Origin of the sequence: Massilia solisilvae (assembly GCF_024753215.1) — a bacterium.
Classification (GTDB): Bacteria; Pseudomonadota; Gammaproteobacteria; order Burkholderiales; family Burkholderiaceae_D; genus Telluria; species Telluria solisilvae.
In genome coordinates this window covers 290688-305580 of the sequence record NZ_JANUGV010000004.1, presented here as the reverse complement: position 1 = coordinate 305580, position 14893 = coordinate 290688, and the positions used below count along the sequence as shown (strand labels likewise).

Genomic DNA, 14893 nt, shown 5'->3' with positions numbered 1-14893 from the left:
TTTCTTTGCCTAAGCAGATTCGAGCATTACAGCGGCTGGATGTTCGAAGCTTGCTTGCCTTTCGGGCCGGAGGTCACGTCGAACGAGACGCGCTGGTTCTCCTGCAGCGACTTGAAGCCCTGCGATTGGATCGCCGAGAAGTGAGCGAACAGATCTTCGCCGCCCTCGTCCGGGGTGATGAAGCCGAAGCCCTTCGAGTCATTGAACCATTTTACGATGCCAGTTGCCATTACAATTTCCTATTTCAGTTAAGTTGGACTTTCGTCCGTTTTCAGATCGTTTGAAGAAGCAAGAAAGAAATGACAGACAGACTGCACTACTACCTCGAACCCAACGATCCCTCATTATACCGATAAAAACCACGTGTACATGGTTTTCGCAAATTTAATACAAACTCCGTAATTCTCACACCCAACTCGCGGAGCTGCATTTGCGTCGGCGGTATGAAGAATATAGGCCATCGATACTTGTCAAATTTGCGATGGATCAAACGATCATACGCATGTTTCTATGCGGTACGGCAAAACAGACTCTAGCCTATTAAGATAGAAACACGGCGCACGACTGGATGCGCACGAGGGAACACGGGCTGCAGGCGGGACGGAAGGCGCGGCGCGGGCCGGACGGGGCGGTCAGCAAAAGCCGCCCGCATCGTCCGGCAGCAGTGGCGGCAAAACGACGCTGTGGTTATTTGGTGCCGAAGATACGGTCGCCCGCGTCGCCCAGGCCCGGCACGATGTAGGCATGGTCGTTCAGGTGCGAGTCGAGCGAAGCCACGTACAGCTTCACGTTCGGGTGCGCCTTCTGGAACACCGCCACGCCTTCCGGCGCGGCCACCAGCGCCAGGAAGATGATCTGCTCGTCGGCCACGCCGCGCTTCTTCAGCACGTCCACCGCGTGCACCGCCGAGTTGCCGGTGGCGACCATCGGGTCGCACAGGATGAAGGTACGATCGGTCGTGTCCGGCAGGCGCACCAGGTATTCCACCGGCTCGTGGGTTTCCGGGTCGCGGAACACGCCGATGTGGCCCACGCGGGCCGACGGCACCAGTTCCAGCAGGCCGTCGCTCATGCCCACGCCGGCGCGCAGGATCGGCACCACGGCCAACTTCTTGCCGGCGATGACGGGCGCGTCGATCGTCTCGAGCGGCGTTTGCACCTTGCGGGTGGTCAGCGGCAGGTCGCGCGTAATCTCATAGCCCATCAGCAGCGTAATCTCGCGCAGCAGCTCGCGGAAAGTGCGCGTGGACGTGTCGTGCTCGCGCATGTGCGACAGCTTGTGCTGGATCAGCGGGTGGTTCAGGATGAACAGGTTGGGAAAGCGCGGGTCTTGTTTCATGATCGGCATCTGGGATGTTGTTGTGGCTTATCTGCAGCATTATCCCAGCCGCGCGCCCGTTTGTCCTGTAGTTTGGCGAAGAATTTTGCGCCTCAAGCCGGCAGCGCGCGCGCCAGGATCGCCGCGCAATCGGTCCCCTCGGGCAGCTGGCCGTAGGCGCCGCCGGCCCCGGCCAGCAGGCGCGAGCCCGCGAACGCCTGCGCCACGCAGGCCGGAGCAAAGCGCAGCAGCAGCCCCGCCTGCACCGCCAGCACGATGCGCTCGGCCAGCACGCGCGCGCCGAATTCGTCCACGCGCATGGCGGCCAGGTCGTCCAGCAGGCTGCCGGCGAATGCGTCAAAGCGCGCGTCCAGGCCGGCCGCCGGTTCCAGCTCGGCCGCCAGCGCGGCATGGGTTTCCAGTGGCGCCTTGCCGAGCGCGCGCAGCACGTCCAGGCACATCACGTTGCCCGAGCCTTCCCAGATCGAGTTGACCGGGAACTCGCGGTACAGGCGCGCCAGCGGGCCGTCCTCGACATAGCCATTGCCGCCGACGACTTCCATCGCCTCGGCGCCAAAGCCCGGGCCACGCCGGCAGATCCAGTATTTGCCTGCCGGCGTGAGCAGCCTGCCCAGCAGCGCCTGAGCCGGGTCGTCCGCCTGATCGAAGCAGCGCGCCAGCCGCAGCGCGAATGCGGTGGCGGCCTCGGATTCGAGCGCCAGGTCGGCCAGCACGTTCTGCATCAGCGGCTGCTCGGCCAGCATGCGGCCGAACACGGCGCGCCCGCGCGCGTGGTGCAGCGCATGGCACAGCGCGGCGCGCATGATGCCGGCGGTGCCGATCACGCAGTCCAGGCGCGTGTGGCTGCCCATTTCGAGGATGGTCGGGATGCCGCGCCCGACTTTGCCCACCAGCCAGCCGATCGCGCCATGGAACTCGACCTCGGACGAGGCGTTCGAGCGATTGCCCAGCTTGTCCTTGAGGCGCTGCACGCGGATCGCGTTGCGCGTGCCATCGGGCAGAATGCGCGGCAGCAGGAAGCAGGACAGCCCGGCGCTGCCGGCGTCGTCGGTCTGCGCCAGCACCAGGTGGGCATCGGCCTGCGGGGCCGAGAAGAACCACTTGTGGCCGACGATGCGCCAGGCCCCTTCGCCATCCTCGCCAAAGCGCGCTCGCGCGGCGGCAGGCTCGAGCGGTTCGGCGCGCGTGGTGTTGGCGCGCACGTCGGTGCCGCCCTGCTTTTCGGTCATGCCCATGCCGATCAGCGCGCCGCGCTTTTGCGCCACCGGCAGCGCGCGCGGATCGTAGTCGCGCGACAGGATCCTGGGCAGCCAGGTGGCGGCCAGCCGCGCCTCGCGCCGCAATGCGGGCACCGAGGCGTAGGTCATGGTCACCGGGCACTGGGCGCCGTTTTCGAGCTGGCCGAACAGCAGGTACTGGGCCGCGCGCGCCACCTGGGCCCCGGCCCTGGGCTCGGCCCACGGCGCCGCATGCGCGCCCGCGCCGACCATCAGCGCCATCAGCGCGTGCCAGGCGGGGTGAAACTCGACCTCGTCCACGCGGCGGCCGCTGCGGTCGTACTGCACCAGGCGCGGCGGGTTGGCATTGGCCAGGCGCGCCAGGTCGAGCGTTTCGGCGCGTCCCAGCTTGTCGCCCAGCGCCGCCAGCGCGCCGGCGGCCCAGCCGCCGCCTTCGCGCGCGAGCGCTTCCTGCAGCGCCGGGTCGCAGGTGAACAGGTTCACGTCCGCGAACGGCGCGGCCTGGTTGAAAACCTCGTGGGTGTCGAACATGTCCATGCCGTCTCCTGGTTGGCGTGCCGCGTCGCGGCGGGCTTGTCGGAGCAGGCTAGCTGAAAGTTGGTAGCAAGGCAAGGCTTGCCCGGACCAGCGCTGCGGGGGCGCAAGGTGTTGCTGCTCCACATCAAAACGGCGCGAAAACCACGCGGGGGCTTGTGATTTTTTGATGCCTAAGGGAATCTTCGAGTGCTACATTGGACACTCGTTCTGGTTGGCCGTTACCGAATGCCGCGTGCAGCCGATGGTCGCCGCGGCCATGGGGGATCCCAACGATGCGCTCGAGTTCATCGGTTGTGCCGACGCAGGGTCTGCGACCCGGGCTGGACGGCTTGCTGCAAGCCGCCGGCGACGTTGCGTTCCGGCTGGCCGCCACCGGCGAGATCTGCTTTGCCAGCCCGGGCGCGATTCGGCTGGCCGGCCTGCCGCACGGGCTGCGCGGGGCGGCGCTGTCGGCCCTCGTGTCCGAACCCGATCGCCCTGCCCTGCGCAACGCCATCGCCGACGCGCTCGCCGGGCCGCAGCCGGTGCTGGTCGAGGTGCGCCTGCGCTCGCACGAGCGCGAGACCTGGTTCGAGCTGCGCATCACGAACTGCCCGGGACTGGCCGACGACAGCACCCTGCTCGTCATCGGCCGCGACATGACCGCGCAGCACGCCACCGAAGAGCGGCTGCGCCACATGGCCACCCACGACGCGCTGACCGAACTGCCCAACCGCCTGCTGCTGTCGGACCGCATCCGCGTGATCATCGCCAACGCGCGCCGCTCGGGCCAGAACTTTGCCGTTGCCACCGTCGGGCTGGACGGCTTCAAGAAAGTGAACGACGCGCTCGGCCACGCGGTGGGCGACGAGGTGCTGCGCATGGCCGCCGGCCGCTTGCGCCGCGCCCTGCGCGACAGCGACACGCTGGCGCGCGCCAGCGGCGACGAATTCGTGGCCGTCCTGCCGGGCACCCACAGCGAGGCGCAGGTCAGGCTCGTCACCGGCCGCCTGCTGGCCGCGCTGCAGTCGCCGTTCGAGATCGACGAACACACGATTTACATCGGCGCCTCGGTCGGCGTGTCGCTCTACCCCGACCATGCCGAGGACGAGGTGCGGCTGGTGGCGCTGGCCGATTGCGCCATGTCGCGCGCCAAGGCCACCGGCAAGTCGCGCTGCGTGGTGTACAGCGCGCGCGACAACGGCCCGCCCGCGCACGACATCTCGCTGGAGGCGGCGATGTTCTCGGCGGTGCGCGAAGGCGAGTTCCTGCTGTACTACCAGCCGATCGTGAGCGCGCGCACGCGCAAGATCGAAGGCTTCGAAACGCTGATGCGCTGGAAGCACCCGACGCTCGGTATGGTGCCGCCGGCGCGCTTCATTCCGATCGCCGAAACCAATGGCCTGATCAACCTGCTGGGCGCGTGGGCGCTCAAGGCCGCCTGCGTGCAGCTGCGCCAGTTCGAGCAGGCCGCCCGGCGCGAGCTGTACATCTCGGTCAACATCAGCCCGCGACAGTTCAGGAGCGACAAGTTCCTCGACGTGCTGGACGAGGCGCTGGCCATCTCCGGCATGCCGGGCCGCCAGCTGGTGCTCGAAATCACCGAGGGCACGCTGATGGTCGATCCGGCCCACGCCGAGACCATCCTCGAACGCATGGCCGGGCGCGAGGCGCGCATCGCCATCGACGACTTCGGCACCGGCTACTCGTCGCTGGCCTACCTGAAGCGCTTCCCGATCTCGGTGCTCAAGGTGGACCGCGCCTTCATCAAGGACCTGCCCGGCTCGTCCAAGGATGCCGCCATCTGCAACGCCGTACTCGACCTGGCGCGCCACCTCGACCTGTCCGTGGTGGCCGAGGGCGTCGAGACCGAGGACCAGCTGGGATGCCTGGCCGAGCGCGGCTGCCACTACGTACAGGGCTACCTGACCGGCAAGCCGATGCCGCCGCACGTGGCCATCGCGGCGCTGAACGATGACATGTACGAGGCGCTGATGCCCTCGGAATCGCGCCTGTAACCGCCATGACCCAGCCCGCCGACCGCTCGCCGCTCGCCGCCTCGACCCTGGCCCTGCTGTGGGAACGCGTGCGGCGCCAGGGCGACATGCCCGGGTTCACGCGCGCGGTGGGCGCGGTGCTGGCCTCGCTGCGCGGCGAAGCCGAGCGCGATTTTTCGATGACGCAGACAGTCCTGTCCGACCCGGTGCTGACCCAGCGTGTGCTGCGCCTTGCCAACAGCGGCATGTACGCCGCCTTCGGCCAACGCATCGACACCGTCTCCAGGGCCGTGATGGTGCTCGGCACCGAGACCATCGGCCACCTGGCGCTGGGGCTCAAACTGGTCGAGGAGCTGTCGCGCACCCGGCCCGATTCGGCCCAGGCCCACGCCGAGATGGAAAAAGCGGTACTGGCCGGGATGGTGGCGCAGCAGGTGGCCGGCAGCCACGCGCTGCGCGACCCCGAGGCGGCCGTGGTGTGCGCCATCCTGCACTCGCTGGGCCGCATGATGGTCACCTTCTATTTGCCCGAGCGCTGGAGCGCGCTGCAGGAACGCAGCGCCGGCCACGAGGACGCGGCCGCCCAGGATCTGCTGGGCCTGTCGCTGGAAGCCATCGGACGCGCGGCAGCCGAACACTGGGGACTGCCGCGCAACCTGGTCGCCGGCATGCGCCGCCTGGCGCCGGCCGCGCGCCAGATCAGCGCCGGTCACGAAGACTGGCTGGCCGCGATCGGCACCATGTCCTCGCGCTGCGCGGAGTCGCTCTGGAACGACGACGAGGCCGGCGCCGACGAGGTGCGGCGGCTGGCAGGCGCCTACGGTCCGATGCTGGGGATCGAGCCGCGCCGCATCCTGGAGGCGGTCGAACAGGCCCGGGTGGAAGCTGCGGCCGACCTGACCGTGGCGCCTTTGGCCCGCCCGCTGGAAAAGCGCGAGCGCCAGGCGTACAGCGCGCGCCGGCGCGCCGCCGGCAACCGCGTCATGATGGCCGGCGCGGCCGAGCTGCGCGAGACGCTGGCCCAGGGCGGCGGCACGCGCATGGTGGAACTGGCGCTCGAGGCGATGCACCGCGGCCTGGATTTTTCGCGCAGTTTTGCCTTCCTGCGCAACCGGCGCGAGGCGCTGTACCTGGCGCGCATGGGCCTGGGCGAGGACATCAATGCGCTCGCCCCGGGGCTGCGCTTTGGCGACGGCTACGAGCCGACGGTGTTCCACGCCGCCCTCAAGAGCGACCGCGTGATCTTCATCGAGGATGCGCACGCACCCGGCTTTGCGAACAAACTGCCGCAGTGGTGGAAGGCCACGCTGCCTGATGCGCGCGCGTTCGTGATCCTGCCGCTGTGCGTGCGCGGCGACCCTGCCGGCTTCCTGTACGGCGACTGGCGCGGCACGGCGCACGCAGTCACGCCCGGACCGGTCGAGTTCGGGCTGCTCAACGACCTGCGCACGCTGCTGGCACGTTCGCTCGACCCGCGCGAGCAGCGCGACGTGGCCGCCAGCCGGGCCTGAAGCCGGATCAGATCTTCGGGGTCGTCACCCGCACGTCGCCGCATTGGGCGCGCTGCATCAGCGCGTGGTCGGCCAGCACCAGCGCGAGCATCGCCTCGGCGATCGGCGTGGCGCGGATGCCCACGCAGGGATCATGGCGGCCGAAGGTCTCGACCATCACCGGGTTGCCCTCTTTGTCGATCGAGCGGCGCGGCACGCGGATCGACGAGGTGGGCTTGATCGCGATCGAAACCGTGATGTCCTGCCCGGTCGAGATCCCGCCCAGCACCCCGCCGGCGTTGTTGCCGACGAAGCCCTGCGGCGTCAGCTCGTCGCCGTGCTCCGAGCCCTTCTGGCGCACCGAGGCAAAGCCGGCGCCGATCTCCACGCCCTTGACCGCATTAATGCCCATCATGGCGTAGGCAATGTCCGCGTCCAGCTTGTCGTAGATCGGCTGACCCAGCCCGACCGGCACGCGGCTGGCCACCACGTTGATGCGCGCGCCAATCGAGTCGCCGGCGCGGCGCAGCTGGTCCATCGCCTCTTCCATCCGGGCGACCAGGGCGGCGTCGCCGGTGGCCGCGAAGAACGGATTGGCATGCACGTGCTCCCAACCCTCGAACGGCACCTCGATGTCCCCGAGCTGGCTCATGTAGGCCAGGACCTCGGTGCCATAGTGCTCGCGCAGCCATTTCTTGGCCACCGCGCCGGCGCCCACCACGGGCGCGGTCAGCCGCGCCGACGAGCGGCCGCCGCCGCGCGGGTCGCGCACGCCATATTTGTGCCAATAGGTGTAGTCCGCGTGCCCGGGACGGAAGGTGTCGGCGATGTTGCCGTAGTCCTTGCTGCGCTGGTCTTCGTTGCGGATCAGGAGCGCGATCGGCGTGCCGGTGGTGACGCCTTCGTACACGCCGGACAGGATCTCGACCCGGTCCGCCTCCTGGCGCTGCGTCACGTGGCGCGAGGTGCCGGGCTTGCGCCGGTCGAGCTCCGGCTGGATGTCGGCTTCGGACAGCGCCATCCCCGGCGGGCAGCCATCGATCACGCAGCCGATCGCAGGCCCGTGCGATTCGCCAAAGGTAGTAACGGAAAACAGCTTGCCAAGAGTATTGCCGGACATGATGTAGAAATGCGTAAAGGGAACGTACATTCTACCAGCCCGCGGCCGTCGGCCGGTTAGCGCTTTTTTTGCCCCTACGTCAAGAAATATGTTGCTCTGTGGACATATTTTGACAATTCGACCACGATCTTCACTTGCTTGCATACAATTTGGCTATACTGAACCGGAACACCACGCCGAGCCAACCAGGGAGACCACGAGGATGCCAGCACCGACAACGCGCGCCAGCGCGATCGATGACAGCGACGACCTCGAGTTCCTGGCCGAGACGCCCGAGGCCAGCGACGCCGGCGGTGGTCCGGCTTGGCGCATTTTGGTCGTGGACGACGACGCCGACGTCCACACCACCACCGCCTTTGCGCTTGCCAACCTGGAGATGCAGGGGCGCCGGCTCGAATTCCTGCACGCCCATTCCGCCGCCGAAGCGCGCGCCCTGCTCGAGCGCGAAGCGGACATCGCCGTGATCCTGCTGGACGTGGTGATGGAGCAGGCCGATGCCGGCCTGCACCTGGTGCGCCACGTACGCGAAACGCTTGGCCGCGCCGACGTGCGCATCATCCTGCGCACCGGCCAGCCGGGCTATGCGCCGGAGATGGAGGCGATTCGCGGCTACGACATCAACGACTACCGCTCCAAGGCCGAGCTCACCCGCACCAAGCTGTTCACCGCGGTGGCGGCGGCGGTGCGCTCATACGAGCAGATCCGCGCGCTGCAGGCCAGCCGCGCCGGCATGGAGCGCATCGTGCGCGCCAGCGCCGACCTGACCGCGCTGCATGGCCTGCGCGACTTCGGGCGCGGCGTGCTGGCCCAGCTTGCCGCCCTGCTCGGGCAGGATGCCGATGGCCTGCTGTGCGCACGCGACAAGTCCGGCGCCGGGCTGCCGCAGGTGATCGCCGGTTCGGGCGCGTGGGCCCACGTCCTGGAACTTGAGCCGGCCATGCGGCGCGACCCCGGCCTGGGCGACGCGATCGTGCGCGCGCTCGACGAGCGTACCAACCTGTTTTCCGAAGGCCGCCTGGCGCTGTATTTCCCCGGCAAATCGGGGCGCGATTTTTCGGTCGGCCTGCGCCTGGCGGCGCCCATGTGCGAGATCCAGCGCAAGCTGCTGGAAGTCTTTTGCAGCGTGATCGCGGTGGGGCTGGACAACGTCGAGCTGGTCAGCCATCTGCACATGTCGGCCTTCTACGACACGCTCACCGGCCTGCCCAACCGCACCCGGCTGGTCGAGCTGCTCGACGCCACGCTGGACGGACCGTTCCGCTCCGAGGCCATCGTCGCGCTGGTGGACATCGACCACTTTGCCGAGACCAATGACGCGCTGGGCCACCAGTTCGGCGACGCCCTGCTGACCGCGGTAGCCGAGCGCCTCAAGTCGGCCCTGTCCAGCGGCGAGACCGTGGCGCGCATCGGCAGCGACGTGTTCTGCGTGCTGGGCAGCGCGAGCGCCGTGGTCCCGTCGCGCATCGCGGCCCTGTTCGAGGCCCCGTTCTCGATCGACGGGCAGGACGTGCAGGTGGCCGCCACGCTGGGACTGGTGCGGCTTGCGGAGCATGACGGCAACGGCGCCGACGCGCTCAAGGACGCCGACATCGCACTCAAGCGCGCCAAGAGCCAGCACGGCACCAACCACTTCTATTTCACGCGCGGCCTGGGCGTGGAGATCCGCGAGCGTGTGCGGATGATGCACGCGCTGCGCAGCGGCTTTGCGCGCGGCCAGTTGTACCTTGCGTACCAGCCGCAGGTGGACCTGGCGACCGGGCGCGCATTCGGCGCCGAGGCGCTGCTGCGCTGGCGGCTGGAAGACGGCCGCAACGTGCCGCCCGATCGCTTCATCCCGATCGCCGAGTACTCCGGCCTGATCACCGAGATCGGCGAATGGGTGCTGCGCGAGGCCTGCGCCGAGCTGGTGCGCCTGCGCGAGGCGGGGCACGTCGACTTCACGATGTCGGTGAACGTATCGCAGGTGCAGTTCCGCCACCCGCACTTCCTCGACATGCTGCGCCGCGCGCTGCAGGACACCGGCGCGCCGGCCGAATACGTGGAGCTGGAAATCACCGAGTCGATGGCGATGGAAGAGCCCGACCTGCTGGCCGAGATGCTGGCGCAGGTCAAGCGCACTGGCGTGTCGATCGCGATCGACGACTTCGGCACGGGCTTTTCGTCGCTGTCTCACCTGCAGCGGCTGCAAGTGGACCGGCTCAAGATCGACCGCGCGTTCGTCAGCGAGATCACCGGCTCGGCGCGCGGCAGCAGCATCGCCGAAATGGTGATCCAGCTGGGCCGCAACCTGGGCCTGTCGATCATCGCCGAGGGCGTGGAGGACGAACGCCAGGCGCAGATACTACGCGCGCTCGGTTGCCGCAAGGCGCAGGGCTTCCTGTTCTCGCGCCCGCTGGCGCCGGATGAACTGGTATCCTGGCTGGCGGTGCCCTGAGCCGGACAATGCATAAGAATGTGGTGGCTTTGCGCCGGCTGGACGCGTGGGCAGGAAACCTGCCCACCCTACGTGAAGCGGCCGCCGTTGTAGGATGGGCAGGTCTCCCTGCCCACGCGTTCAACCAGTGCGTATTGCACCGGAAGCGTCAGTCGTCCGCCGCCTGCTCCGCCGGCCAGTCGCGAATGTAAGCCTTGAGCATGCGGTTCTCGAAGCTTTGCGCTTCCAGCACCGCGCGTGCCACGTCGTAGAACGAGATCACGCCAAGCAGCGTGCGCGCGTCCATCACGGGCAGGTAGCGCGCGTGCTTTTCGAGCATCATGCGGCGCACCTCGTTGACCTCGGTATCCGGGGTGACGGTGATCGGGCTGTCGTCCATGTAGCGGCGCACTGTGCCGTTGCCGACCGAGCCGCCGTTGGCGGCCAGCACCTTGATCACCTCGCGGAAGGTCAGCATGCCGACCAGGTCGCCGTATTCCATGACCACCAGCGAGCCGATGTCCTTTTCCGACATCGTGCTGACCGCGTCCGCGAGCAGCGTTTCGGGCGTAACGGTGTACAGGATGTTGCCCTTCACCTGAAGAATCTCTGACACTTTCATGATGTCCACCCTGCCCGCAAGAGGTTGCTTTCGTTGAATTCTTTGTATCTCATACAACACCAATTTAGCCTATGCCCCGTAAAAAATCCAGCGTTGCGCCAAATCAGTGCAAGTCGTCGCTCGCAGGATGATGAATAAATGCTACGATGCGGCCCATTTCCGTCCTTGATTGATGAGCCAGCCATGAGCGGTCCCCAATATCCCGGCTTCGACACCCTGGCGCTGCACGCCGGCAGTGCGCCCGATCCGGCCACCGGCGCGCGCGCCACGCCGATCTATTTCACCTCCTCGTTTGCCCTGCCCGATTCCGACCACGCCGCGGCGCTGTTCAACATGGAGCGCTCCGGGCACGTCTATTCGCGCATCTCCAACCCGACCAACGCGGTGCTGGAAGAGCGCATCGCGGCGCTGGAAGGCGGCGTGGCCGGCATTGCCACCGCCAGCGGCCAGGCGGCCATGCACCTGGGCCTTGCCACCATCGCCGGCGCCGGCTCGCACGTGGTCGCCTCGCGCGCGCTGTACGGCGGCTCGCACAATCTTCTGGCCTACACGCTCAAGCGCTTCGGCATCGAGACCACGTTCGTCGATCCGCGCGACATCGACGCCTGGCGCGACGCCATCCGGCCCGAAACCCGCGTGCTGTTCGGCGAGACCCTCGGCAACCCGGGCCTGGACGTGCTGGACGTGCCGCGCCTGGCCGAGCTTGCGCACGCGCACGACCTGCCGCTGATGGTCGATTCCACCTTCACCACGCCCTACCTGCTGCAGCCGTTCGAACACGGCGCCGACCTCGTGTTCCATTCCGCGACCAAGTTCCTGTGCGGGCATGGCACCGCGATGGGTGGACTGCTGGTGGACGGCGGCACCTTCGACTGGCAACGTGCGTACGAACGCACCGGGCGCTTTGCCGAACTATGCGAGCCGTACGAGGGCTTTCACGGCATGGCGTTTACCGAAGAATCCACGGTGGCCGCGTTCGCGCTGCGTGCGCGCCGCGAGGGCCTGCGCGACTTCGGCGCGGTCATGAGCCCGCACAACGCGTTCGCGATCCTGCAGGGGATCGAAACGCTGGGCCTGCGGATGGAACGCCACGTCGCCAACACCCGCAAGCTGGTCGGGTTCCTGGCCAGCCACCCGGCGGTCGAATCGGTGTCGTACCCGGAGCTCGACTCCCATCCAGACTACCAGCTCGCCAAGACCCTGCTGCCCAAAGGTGCGGGGGCCGTGTTCACGTTCAATCTCAAGGGCGACCGCGCCGCGGGGCGCCGTTTCGTCGATGGCCTGAAAGTGTTCTCGCACCTGGCCAACGTGGGCGACGCCAGGTCGCTCGTGATCCACCCTGCTTCGACCACGCACCTGCGCGTGCCGGCCGACCAGCTGGCCGCCAGCGGCGTCCAGGAAGGCACGATGCGCCTGTCCGTGGGCCTGGAAGACCCGGCCGACCTAATCGAAGACCTGGCGCGCGCGCTCAAGCTGTCGCAGAAAGGAGCATGACGTGATCCTCGAGGTGCAAGGCAAACAGGCTTACTGCTACACCGGCGGACGCACGTTCGATGCGTCGCTGCCGGCCATCGTGTTCATTCACGGCGCACAGAACGACCATTCGGTGTGGGCGCTGCAAAGCCGCTATTTCGCCCACCACGGCTTTGCCGTGCTGGCGCTGGATCTGCCCGGCCACGGCCGCAGCAGCGGCCCCGCCCTCACCAGCGTCGAGGCGATGGCCGACTGGGTGCTGGCGCTGCTGACTGCCGCCGGCGTCGAACAAGCCGTGCTCGCGGGGCACAGCATGGGCTCCCTGATAGCGCTGGAAGCGAGCCACCGCGCACCGCAACGCGTGCGCGGCCTGGCGCTGCTGGGCACGACCTGGCCGATGAAGGTGTCCGACGCGCTGCTGGACACGGCGCGGAGCGACGAAGCGCGCGCGATCGACATGGTCAATATCTGGTCGCACTCCACCATCGCGCACAAGCCATCGTGCCCGGGACCGGGGTTCTGGGTGATGGGCGGCGCGCGCCGGCTGATGCAGCGGATGTCGCAAATAAACCCCGAGCAGCTGTTCTACACCGACTTTGCGGCCTGTAACGCCTACGCCAACGGCCAGGCGGCAGCCGACGCGGTGCGCTGCCCCACGCTGTTCGTGCTCGGCACCAAGGACGTGATGACGCCGCCACGTTCGGCCAAACTGCTGACGGGCGCAATCGGCCATGGCAGAATCGCCAGCGTGGACGCGGGCCACCAGATGATGAGCGAGCAACCGGACGCGGTGCTCGACGCGCTGTACGGTTTCGCCAGCAAGCTCTAACGAGGAGGCAGCATGACGGCGCGCTACTCCAGCTTTGCGGATTTCTACCCGTACTACCTGACCCAGCATGCGGACCGCCGCTGCCGGCGCGCCCATTTCCTTGGCACCTCGTCGGCCATCGCCGCGATCGTGCAGTTCATCGATAGCCAGAACCCCTGGTGGCTGCTGGTGGCGCTCGTGACCGGTTACGGCGGCGCCTGGATCGGGCACTTCATGTTTGAAAAGAACCGGCCGGCCACCTTTGACCAGCCGCTGTATTCGTTCCGGGCCGATTGGGTGATGTACTGGCAGATGCTGACCGGTAAGCTCAGCTGGTAGTACCGCCAACCTGAATGCCGTCGTCCCCGGACTCGCCGTCCGCCTTGGCGGGGACCCATGCTGAGTATCCATCCACGCGGTCTATGGGTTCCCGCCTCCGCGGGAACGACGGTTCATGGGCCAACTATTCCGCCTTGCGCCGGTCGCCAAAATGCTCGGCCAGCGTCTGGTCCAGCCCGCGCTCGACCGCCTCTTCCACCTGCCGCGCCAGCGCCGCGGTATCCAGCGTCACGGGCGAGGAAGCCTGCAACTCCGGCCCCGTGGTCGCCAGCGCCTCCACCCCGGCTGCCCCAAAAATGAACAGCCGGTACACGTCGGACAGCCTGAGCGTGCTCGGGTCGAGCAGCAGCACCCAGTTGTCGGTGTTCTCGCGCACGCCCTTGCCCCAGCGCGCCCGGGCCGAGATGTCGGTCTGCACCCGGCCGACCCAGCCGGCCGTGACCATCTGGTCGAGCAGCGTGCGCATCTCGTCGTAGCCGATGCGCGTGTGCGCCCGGATCGCCGGGCTCGACACCAGCGTGGTGCCGGTGATCTGCGCGCCGCGGTACAGCACCTTGAGGATCGCCATTGCGTCCACGAACTGCCCGCCCGGCACCGGCTCGTACCACCAGCGTTCGTACTTCACCACCGGCAGCGCCGCCACCAGCAGCGCCCCCACCAGCGTGATCATCCACGACAGGTACATCCACAGCAGGAACAGCGGCAGCGCGGCCAGCGCGCCGTAGATCAGCGCATAGGTCGGAAACTGGCCGATGAAGAGCGCGAACACGCGCTTGGCGACCTCGAACGCAAGCGCCGCCGCCAGACCGCCCCAGGCGGCGTCGCGCCAGTCCACCGGGCGGTTCGGCACCGTCATGTAAAGCAGCGTGTAGCCGCCGGTGGTGATGGCCACCGACACGCTCGAATAGAACAGCGCGCCGATGAACGGCACTGCCTTGACCAGCGCGCTGGTGGCCGTGAACAGCTGCGAAGTCACCGTCAGCGACAGCCCGAACAGCAGCGGCCCCAGCGTGAGCAAGGCCCAGTAGATGACGATGCGCTGCACCAGCGGCCGCGGCCGGCGCACGCGCCAGATCTGGTTGAAGGCGCGCTCGATGGTGGCGATCATGGCCGTGGTCGTGACCAGCAGCGCCACCGCGCCCACCGCCGACAGCCGGGTCGCCTTGCTCGCGAACTGGGTCAGGTTGGAGGTGACGGTGTTGGCGATCGCCTTGGGCATCACCGTCTGCACGAAGTAGGTGTCCAGCGCCGCGCGCAGCTGGCCGAAGATGGGGAAGGTGGTAAAGATCGCCAGCACGATCGTCAGCAGCGGTACCAGCGCGAGCGTGGTCGTGAACGTGAGGCTGCCTGCCACCTGCGGCAGCTTTTCTTCGTTCAGGCGGCGGCGCGCAAAGCGCACCAGGTCGCGGGTTTCGCGCCAGGTCAGCCCGCGCACCATGTCCACGCTGACGTTGATCATTTCCGTGGTGGAGCGCGAAATCGATGAGACGGTCTTGGAAAGCATGTAGTCGCTAAAATTGTGCCGCGTATCGGGCATGT

General features: G+C 67.7%; 12 protein-coding genes. 6 read left to right on the top strand and 6 right to left on the bottom strand.

The window, feature by feature from the left end:
* Positions 1–26: 26 nt before the first annotated feature.
* From NX773_RS16345 to NX773_RS16335, 3 genes are all read right to left on the bottom strand, one after another.
* On the bottom strand, positions 27–230 hold the full coding sequence (locus NX773_RS16345; RefSeq protein ID WP_036166698.1) for a cold-shock protein: 204 nt from the start codon (positions 228–230) through the stop codon (positions 27–29).
* A 457-nt stretch (positions 231–687) separates the two neighbouring features.
* A complete protein-coding gene (gene upp / locus NX773_RS16340; protein WP_258821570.1) occupies positions 688–1338 on the bottom strand; it encodes a uracil phosphoribosyltransferase in 651 nt (216 codons plus the stop codon).
* Between the two features lie 92 nt (positions 1339–1430).
* The gene (locus NX773_RS16335) at positions 1431–3113 is read right to left on the bottom strand and encodes an isovaleryl-CoA dehydrogenase (RefSeq protein ID WP_258857379.1); all 1683 of its coding nucleotides are present in this window, start codon (positions 3111–3113) and stop codon (positions 1431–1433) included.
* Between the two features lie 272 nt (positions 3114–3385).
* Between NX773_RS16335 and NX773_RS16330 the strand changes: the two genes are divergently transcribed.
* Positions 3386–5110, top strand: a complete 1725-nt coding sequence (locus tag NX773_RS16330) for a putative bifunctional diguanylate cyclase/phosphodiesterase (protein ID WP_258857378.1) — start codon at positions 3386–3388, stop codon at positions 5108–5110.
* Between the two features lie 5 nt (positions 5111–5115).
* Complete coding sequence (locus NX773_RS16325) at positions 5116–6600, top strand: HDOD domain-containing protein (protein WP_258857377.1); 1485 nt, start codon at positions 5116–5118, stop codon at positions 6598–6600.
* A gap of 7 nt (positions 6601–6607) precedes the next feature.
* Here NX773_RS16325 and aroC read toward each other — a convergent pair whose 3' ends face one another.
* Positions 6608–7699, bottom strand: a complete 1092-nt coding sequence (aroC, locus tag NX773_RS16320) for a chorismate synthase (RefSeq protein WP_258857376.1) — start codon at positions 7697–7699, stop codon at positions 6608–6610.
* A 202-nt stretch (positions 7700–7901) separates the two neighbouring features.
* Here aroC and NX773_RS16315 point away from each other — a divergent pair, with 202 nt between their 5' ends.
* On the top strand, positions 7902–10133 hold the full coding sequence (locus tag NX773_RS16315; RefSeq protein ID WP_258857375.1) for a putative bifunctional diguanylate cyclase/phosphodiesterase: 2232 nt from the start codon (positions 7902–7904) through the stop codon (positions 10131–10133).
* A 148-nt stretch (positions 10134–10281) separates the two neighbouring features.
* On the opposite strand, the gene NX773_RS16310 is transcribed toward NX773_RS16315, so the two are convergent.
* Complete coding sequence (locus tag NX773_RS16310; RefSeq protein ID WP_258857374.1) at positions 10282–10734, bottom strand: CBS domain-containing protein; 453 nt, start codon at positions 10732–10734, stop codon at positions 10282–10284.
* Positions 10735–10917: 183 nt separating this feature from the next.
* On the opposite strand from NX773_RS16310, the gene NX773_RS16305 reads away from it, so the two are divergent.
* From NX773_RS16305 to NX773_RS16295, 3 genes are read left to right on the top strand one after another with little or no spacing between them, the layout of a single operon-like run.
* On the top strand, positions 10918–12228 hold the full coding sequence (locus tag NX773_RS16305; protein ID WP_258857373.1) for an O-acetylhomoserine aminocarboxypropyltransferase: 1311 nt from the start codon (positions 10918–10920) through the stop codon (positions 12226–12228).
* A gap of 1 nt (position 12229) precedes the next feature.
* A complete protein-coding gene (locus NX773_RS16300) occupies positions 12230–13036 on the top strand; it encodes an alpha/beta fold hydrolase (RefSeq protein ID WP_258857372.1) in 807 nt (268 codons plus the stop codon).
* A 12-nt stretch (positions 13037–13048) separates the two neighbouring features.
* Positions 13049–13354, top strand: a complete 306-nt coding sequence (locus NX773_RS16295) for an Mpo1-like protein (RefSeq protein WP_258857371.1) — start codon at positions 13049–13051, stop codon at positions 13352–13354.
* 124 nt (positions 13355–13478) lie between these two features.
* On the opposite strand, the gene NX773_RS16290 is transcribed toward NX773_RS16295, so the two are convergent.
* Positions 13479–14858, bottom strand: a complete 1380-nt coding sequence (locus tag NX773_RS16290) for a YihY family inner membrane protein (protein ID WP_258857370.1) — start codon at positions 14856–14858, stop codon at positions 13479–13481.
* Positions 14859–14893: the final 35 nt, after the last annotated feature.

What these genes read in the sequence shown, in the direction of transcription:
- upp (WP_258821570.1), bottom strand. Translation starts at nt 1,338, where the DNA reads ATGAAACAAGACCCGCGCTTTCCCAACCTGTTCATCCTGAACCACCCG.
- NX773_RS16290 (WP_258857370.1), bottom strand. Translation starts at nt 14,858, where the DNA reads ATGCTTTCCAAGACCGTCTCATCGATTTCGCGCTCCACCACGGAAATG.
- NX773_RS16335 (WP_258857379.1), bottom strand. Translation starts at nt 3,113, where the DNA reads ATGGACATGTTCGACACCCACGAGGTTTTCAACCAGGCCGCGCCGTTC.
- NX773_RS16295 (WP_258857371.1), top strand. Translation starts at nt 13,049, where the DNA reads ATGACGGCGCGCTACTCCAGCTTTGCGGATTTCTACCCGTACTACCTG.
- aroC (WP_258857376.1), bottom strand. Translation starts at nt 7,699, where the DNA reads ATGTCCGGCAATACTCTTGGCAAGCTGTTTTCCGTTACTACCTTTGGC.
- NX773_RS16345 (WP_036166698.1), bottom strand. Translation starts at nt 230, where the DNA reads ATGGCAACTGGCATCGTAAAATGGTTCAATGACTCGAAGGGCTTCGGC.
- NX773_RS16305 (WP_258857373.1), top strand. Translation starts at nt 10,918, where the DNA reads ATGAGCGGTCCCCAATATCCCGGCTTCGACACCCTGGCGCTGCACGCC.
- NX773_RS16315 (WP_258857375.1), top strand. Translation starts at nt 7,902, where the DNA reads ATGCCAGCACCGACAACGCGCGCCAGCGCGATCGATGACAGCGACGAC.
- NX773_RS16330 (WP_258857378.1), top strand. Translation starts at nt 3,386, where the DNA reads ATGCGCTCGAGTTCATCGGTTGTGCCGACGCAGGGTCTGCGACCCGGG.
- NX773_RS16310 (WP_258857374.1), bottom strand. Translation starts at nt 10,734, where the DNA reads ATGAAAGTGTCAGAGATTCTTCAGGTGAAGGGCAACATCCTGTACACC.
- NX773_RS16325 (WP_258857377.1), top strand. Translation starts at nt 5,116, where the DNA reads ATGACCCAGCCCGCCGACCGCTCGCCGCTCGCCGCCTCGACCCTGGCC.